The organism is Mesorhizobium sp. M2A.F.Ca.ET.067.02.1.1 (genome assembly GCF_004023285.1).
Taxonomy (GTDB): Bacteria; Pseudomonadota; Alphaproteobacteria; order Rhizobiales; family Rhizobiaceae; genus Mesorhizobium.
Genome location: NZ_RZSB01000464.1, coordinates 1 through 4,857, shown reverse-complemented (window position 1 = coordinate 4,857; position 4,857 = coordinate 1). Strand labels below are relative to the sequence as shown.

The 4,857-nt window shown below is 64.5% G+C and carries 4 protein-coding genes and 2 pseudogenes; 1 reads left to right on the top strand and 5 read right to left on the bottom strand.

Annotated features, from left to right (window positions below):
• From EOA28_RS25135 to EOA28_RS25125, 3 genes and pseudogenes are all read right to left on the bottom strand, one after another.
• Window positions 1–215: pseudogene (locus EOA28_RS25135) on the bottom strand (MCE family protein); the annotation flags it as partial.
• 14 nt (window positions 216–229) lie between these two features.
• Entirely contained in the window at window positions 230–1,042 is an 813-nt protein-coding gene (locus tag EOA28_RS25130) for an ABC transporter ATP-binding protein (RefSeq protein WP_127251298.1), read from the bottom strand.
• A 1-nt stretch (window position 1,043) separates the two neighbouring features.
• Window positions 1,044–2,231, bottom strand: coding sequence for an ABC transporter permease (locus tag EOA28_RS25125; protein ID WP_127251299.1), 1,188 nt, complete (start codon window positions 2,229–2,231; stop codon window positions 1,044–1,046).
• Window positions 2,232–2,308: 77 nt separating this feature from the next.
• On the opposite strand from EOA28_RS25125, the gene dgcA reads away from it, so the two are divergent.
• On the top strand, window positions 2,309–3,292 hold the full coding sequence (dgcA, locus tag EOA28_RS25120) for an N-acetyl-D-Glu racemase DgcA (RefSeq protein WP_128315399.1): 984 nt from the start codon (window positions 2,309–2,311) through the stop codon (window positions 3,290–3,292).
• Here dgcA and EOA28_RS25115 read toward each other — a convergent pair.
• On the bottom strand, window positions 3,263–4,477 hold the full coding sequence (locus tag EOA28_RS25115; RefSeq protein ID WP_127251301.1) for an MFS transporter: 1,215 nt from the start codon (window positions 4,475–4,477) through the stop codon (window positions 3,263–3,265). The two genes, dgcA and EOA28_RS25115, sit on opposite strands and share 30 nt — an antisense overlap.
• A gap of 210 nt (window positions 4,478–4,687) precedes the next feature.
• Window positions 4,688–4,857 (bottom strand): annotated as a pseudogene (locus tag EOA28_RS40430) (UDP-2,3-diacylglucosamine diphosphatase); the annotation flags it as partial.

The following is a 4,857-nucleotide window of genomic DNA, read 5'->3' as shown; positions in this document are numbered from 1 at the left end:
ATATAGACGTTTTTCACATCGCCCACCCTGACGCCGTTGAACAGCACCAGGCTGCCGCGGCTGAGGCCGGAGGCCGAGCCTGGGATGCGCACGCGCAGCATCGCCGTTTCGCCCCTGTCGCCGATGGCGGCCGTCCAATAGACGAAGGCGAAGGCCGCCAGGATCGCGCCCAGCGTGAAGATGCCGACGATGACGTAGTTGGCTCTTGTTTCCATCGCCCCACTTATCGCTATGCGCGCGCCGCAAGATCAAGTTGCCGGGCGCGTTTTCCGCGGAAATAGGATTTCACCCACGGCTCATCGCTCTTCAGCATGTCGTCGATCGTGCCTTCCACCAGAACCCGCTTCTTGCCGAGCACCGCGACGTGGTCGCAAGCGGTGAACAGCGTGTCGAGGTCGTGCGTGACCATGTAGACGGTGAGATCCATCGTGTCGCGCAGCTTGACGACCAGTTCGTCGAACTCGGCTGCGCTGATCGGATCGAGCCCGGAGGTCGGTTCGTCCAGAAAGACGATGTCGGGATCGAGCGCAAGCGCACGCGCCAGCGCCGCGCGCTTGATCATGCCGCCGGAAAGTTCGGACGGGAATTTCTGCGCGGCGTCGGTCGGCAGCCCGACCAGCTCGATCTTGAGCATGGCGAGCTCATCCATCAGCGCCTTGGGCAGGTCGAGATATTCGCGCATCGGCACCTGCACGTTCTCCAGCACCGTCAGCGCCGAAAACAGCGCCCCATGCTGGAAGAGGACCCCAAGCCGCATATCGATGCGCAGGCGATCGGCGTCGCTTGCCTTGTCGACATCGACGCCGAACAGGCTGATCGTCCCCGACTGCTTCGGCATCAGCCCCAGTATGGTGCGCAGCAGCACCGATTTGCCGGCGCCGGAGGCGCCGACAAAGCCGAGGATCTCCCCGCGCTTGATGTCGAGCGAAAGCTTGTCGAGGATCAGCTTGTCGCCGATCGCGACGGTGACGTCGCGAACCGAAAGCACGATCTCGCCATCGTTTGTGTGCTCCGCTGCCGTGGTGCCGTTGCCGTTCGCCATCTCAGAAGCCGATCGCTGCGTAGAACATGGCGAAAAGCCCGTCGAGGATGATGACGATGAAGATCGACTTCACCACCGAAGCGGTGACGTGCAGGCCGAGCGATTCGGCGCTGCCGCCGACTTTCATGCCCTCGACAGACGCAATGATCCCGATGGTCAGGGCCATGAACGGCGCCTTGATCAGGCCGGCGAAGATGGTGCTCAGATCGATGGCGACGCGCAGCCTGTCGATGAACGCGGCCGGCGGGATATCGGAATAGAGCCAGGCGGCGACGATGCCGCCGCCGAGCGCCGCGAAATTGGCGATGATGGTGAGGCATGGCAGCCCGATCACCAGCGCGACGAGCCGGGGAAACACCAGCACACCGATCGGATTGAGGCCGATCACCTTGAGCGCATCGACCTCCTCGCGCATTTTCATCGAGCCGATCTCGGCGGTGATGGCGCTGCCCGAACGTCCCGCGAGCATGATCGCCGTCATCAGCACGCCGAGCTCGCGCAGGATCAGCACGCCGACGAGGTCGACGACGAAGATATTGGCGCCGAAATAGCTGAGCTGATAGGCGCCCTGCTGGGCGACGATGGCGCCGACGATGGCCGACATCAGCACCACCACCGGGATCGCGCCGACGCCCATGCGATCGATCTGGTTGAAGATCGCGGCCGGATTGACTGCGTGACCGCGCCCGAGCTTCATCTGCGCGCCACGGATCGTGGCGCCGAGGATATTCATCGAGGCGAAGAAATCGTCGCGCATCTCGTAGACCCGCCGGCCAACCAGCTCCAGAGCGCGCAGGATGATGTTGGGCGGCCCGGACGGGCCCGATTCGGGCTCGCGGCGGACCGCGTCGCCGACGGCGCCGAGCAGGATCGAGGCGACCTCGCTTTGCCCCTGCAAATGGACCTCGACGCCTTTCTTCTCGAAGGCGCTGGCCAGCCGGTCGATCAGCCAGGCCCCGGCCGTGTCGATCTTTTCGATGTGGGAAAGATCGAGCATCAGCTGTTTCGCGCCGCTTCTCTGCTCGATCTTGCGCATGTCCGCATCGACCGCCGCCACGGTGCGCGTCGTCCACACGCCGGAAAACGCGCAGCCCAGCACCCCGCCCTCTTCGCCCACGGTGACGCGCGGTCGATGCTCGCCGTTCTCGGCGGCCTCGCCGCTTGCGTCGCGTTTGCGGATGGTCAACATGGCGTCCTGTTTAGCGTGACGGGACTGGCGTGTCGATTTGCCGGCAGACTGGTGTCGCACAGCCGGAGAAGAAAATTATGACGCGTGTCATTTCGGTCGAAATGGAGCGATTCCCGATCGCCGGCACCTTCACCATCTCACGCGGATCCAAAACCGAGGCCGAAGTCATCACCGTAACGATCGCTGACGGGGGACGTTCCGGGCGCGGCGAGTGCGTGCCTTACAAGCGCTACGGCGAGACCATGGAGGGCGTATATGCCGCCATCGAGGTCATCCGCGACCAGATCGCTGGCGGCATCGACCGGACCGCACTGCTCGCTGCCATGCCCGCGGGCGCCGCGCGAAACGCCATAGATTGCGCGCTGTGGGATCTGGAAGCCAAGCTGACCGGCAAGCCCGTGGCGGCAGCGATCGGCGTCCTTCCGCCCAAGCCGCTGGAAACCGCCTACACGCTGTCGCTTGCCGAACCGGAAGCCATGGCCGCGCAGGCGCGCGCCAATGCCGCGCGGCCTTTGCTCAAGGTCAAGATCGGCGGCGACAACGACATGGCGCGGATTCGCGCGGTGACGGAGGCCGCCCCCGAAAGCCGCATCATCCTCGATGCCAATGAGGGCTGGACGGACCAAAATGTCGAGGCGAACCTGGCCTTCGCCGCTCAGCACGGCATCACGCTCATCGAGCAGCCGCTGCCGGCGGACAAGGACGACATCCTGCGCCGGATCGCGCATCCGGTGCCGATCTGCGCCGACGAAAGCGTGCATGCGGCAAAGGACCTCGACGCGCTGGTCGGTCTCTACGACGCCGTCAACATTAAGCTCGACAAATCCGGCGGCCTGACGGAGGCATTGAGATTGCGCGACCGAGCCCGCGATCTCGGCTTCGGCATCATGGTGGGCTGCATGGTCGGCCCCTCGCTCGCCATGGCGCCGGCGGTGCTCCTGGCGCAGGATGCCGACTTCGTCGACCTCGATGGCCCGCTGCTTCTCGCACGCGATCGCGAGCCCGGCCTCGTCTACCAGGGATCGCTGGTTTCACCCCCCAACAGGGAGCTTTGGGGCTGAGCGCGCGGCGAGACCGATCAGCGCCATGCCGATGACCGCGATCGGGATCATCGCCCAGAAACCATCGACGCCCAAGCGGTCGTAAAGCGGGCCGGAAGCAAGCGTCACCGCCGCCATGAAGAAGCCGTTGAAGAAATAGGCAATGCCCTGCGCCGCGCCCGTGCGCTCCTCGGAAACCGTCTCGCCGATCATCTTCTGCAGCCCGATCAACACCATCGCGACCGAGACCGAGTGCAGCGACTGGACCAGGAAGAAGCCGCCGACGCCAAGCCCGAGCGGCCAGACGAGCGGAAAGGCGATCCAGCGCACGATCGAGCCGATGCCGGCGATCACCATTACCTTGACCACCGAGACCGACGAAAAAATGCGGTTGAAAAACAGGAACATGCCGACCTCGGAGACCACGCCCCAGGCCCATAGCAGGCCGACGACGGAATCGCCGATGCCGATCGACTTCCAGTAGATCGAAACGAAGCCGTAGAGGAAGGCGTGGCTGGCGGTGATGACGCCGACACCGAGCGTGAAATAGAGGAAATAGGCGTTGAACAGGCTGGGGGCCTTATGCTGGATCTCGGTGGCCGACAGCGGCGAGGCCTTGCGCGGCCGCCCCATGCGCGGTGCCGCCAACGCCGCCACCAGGGCCGCGCCGAGCGCCACAAAGATGATCACCGGAACCGCCTGCGGGCCGGTGGCCGCCAGGATGAATCCACCCGCGATATTGGCGCACAGATAGGCGATCGAACCCCATTTGCGCATCGTCGTGTAATTCGAGCCGAAGCGGCGCACGCCCGACAGTGCCAGCGAATCGGCCATCGGTGAGTGCGGCGTCCAGACGATGGTGAGCAGCAGCGACACGGCAAGCACGATCGCGTAGGCGGCCGGCAGGAAATAGCCGGCCGAGACAACCATCGAGGCCGCGACCAGCGCGATATAGACATTGGCGCGGTCCTTCCCCCGGTCGGCAAGCGCCGTCAGCATCGGCGTCGTCACCACGCGCAGGAACATCGGCGCCGCCAGGATGACGGCGATCTGCTCGGCATGAAACCCCTTCGCCTGCAGCCAGAGCGGAAAATAAGGCAGATGCGTGCCCTGTGACACGAACAAGGTGGCGAAGATCAGGCTGATGCGCAGTTCGAAATGGCTGGGCTTGATGCGTTGTTCGGGCGAGAGCGGCGGCAGCGACATGAATCGATCCAATTACGCTGCAATCGACGGCCTGCAACGCGTTTCGATCCCTAACATGCGGCAAGGCAGGGCGGAACTGCCTGGACTAATCGATCAAGGGCAAAGCTGTTGAAGACCGCGTCCGGCACGGGATATGCCGCGCTTCGGCTTCAATGAACAACGCGCGCAAAGAGGCTCCAACCGCGGCCGATCTCTGATCGGCAGGCGCGTTCAGGCCGCTCGCGCCGCCCTGCCCTTGAGGTCGATAATGTCGACCGGAACCAACACATCCTTCCCAGTTGAAGATTCCGGCAGCACATGCGCCCAGGTCAGGATCTCCAGGCGGCCGTCGAAGTGCTCGACCGCCGCCGTGCAGCTTTCCACCCAGTCGCCGGTGTTGA

What these genes read in the sequence shown, in the direction of transcription:
- EOA28_RS25130 (WP_127251298.1), bottom strand. Translation starts at nt 1,042, where the DNA reads ATGGCGAACGGCAACGGCACCACGGCAGCGGAGCACACAAACGATGGC.
- EOA28_RS25125 (WP_127251299.1), bottom strand. Translation starts at nt 2,231, where the DNA reads ATGTTGACCATCCGCAAACGCGACGCAAGCGGCGAGGCCGCCGAGAAC.
- dgcA (WP_128315399.1), top strand. Translation starts at nt 2,309, where the DNA reads ATGACGCGTGTCATTTCGGTCGAAATGGAGCGATTCCCGATCGCCGGC.
- EOA28_RS25115 (WP_127251301.1), bottom strand. Translation starts at nt 4,477, where the DNA reads ATGTCGCTGCCGCCGCTCTCGCCCGAACAACGCATCAAGCCCAGCCAT.